This window comes from Frankia sp. CoWAU3, from assembly GCF_977971855.1.
The window spans coordinates 1-1,052 of the sequence record NZ_CDWWXB010000199.1 but is presented as its reverse complement, the minus strand read 5'-3'; the positions used below and the strand labels follow the sequence as shown (position 1 = coordinate 1,052).

1 protein-coding gene is annotated in these 1,052 nt (G+C 68.7%); it reads right to left on the bottom strand.

Annotation, left to right across the window (positions count from 1 at the left end; genetic code table 11):
• On the bottom strand, positions 1–939 hold a 939-nt coding region (locus tag AC08ON_RS15095), incomplete at its 3' end, for an aminotransferase class I/II-fold pyridoxal phosphate-dependent enzyme (RefSeq protein WP_476617193.1).
• Positions 940–1,052: the final 113 nt, after the last annotated feature.

The following is a 1,052-nucleotide window of genomic DNA, read 5'->3' as shown; positions in this document are numbered from 1 at the left end:
CCCGGTCGCCAGGGACGCCACCGGCGACGGGCCGGAGAAGACGTACGGGCCCGCGGTGGACTTCAGATACTCCTTCACCTCCGTGGGGCAGGCGACGAAGGCGAGCAGCGACGAGTACGCCTTCGAGAAACCGCCGACCAGGACGAGATCGTCGTAGGTCTCGCCGAGATGGCGGACGATTCCGTTGCCGCGGCTGCCGTAGGGGCTCGACGCGGCGGGATCACGCTCGCCGACGACACCGAACCCGTGGGCGTCGTCGACGTAGAGCAGGGCGTCGTGCGCACGGGTGAGCGCCGCGAGCTCGGCGAGCGGCGGGCCGTTTCCGGTCATGCTGTGGACGCCGTCGACGCACACCACCCGGGGGTGGGGGCTCGTCCGCAGCCGGCGTTCCAGCCGGTCGAGCCGGTCCTCGCGGAAGCGCGCCACGGCGGCGCCATGGGCCGCGGCCACGACCGCGCCGTCATGTGCCGTCTGATGGGCGTGCACCTCGACGAAGAGGGTCCCCTTGCCCACGAGGGCGGGCAGCACCGACAGCTGGATGTGGGTGATGGTCGGGAGCAGCAGCGCGTCCTCGGCACCGAGGAGAGCTGCGAGCGTGTGCTCGATGTCGTCGTACATCCGCGGGCTGGCGATCAGCCTCGACCAGCTCGGGTGGGTGCCCCAGCGGTCCAGGTACTCCGGGACCGCCTCGATGATCTCCCGGTCGAGATCGAGGCCAAGGTAGTTGCACGACGCGAAATCGGTGAGCCAATGATCATCGATCCGTATCCGGCGGCCGTCGATCTCGTCCACCGTCGCGTCGTAAAAGGGCGCGTGGCGGCGCAGGCGGTCCAGTTCGGCCCGCATACCCATAGGCTGATCAAGAACGTGTCGCCAGGCCGGCGATAACGCCGAGACGGGAGACGAAGGCAAGTCGGGACTTTCGTAGGTCTGCGACATCCCCGCGGCCTAGCCCATGCCCTGGGCTTGTCGTTTAACCTTCGGGTGTCACTCTGTGTGATAGTCGCTGGTGGTTTGGGGTGGGCCGGCGTGTCGCCGTGACGTGAAGCGGC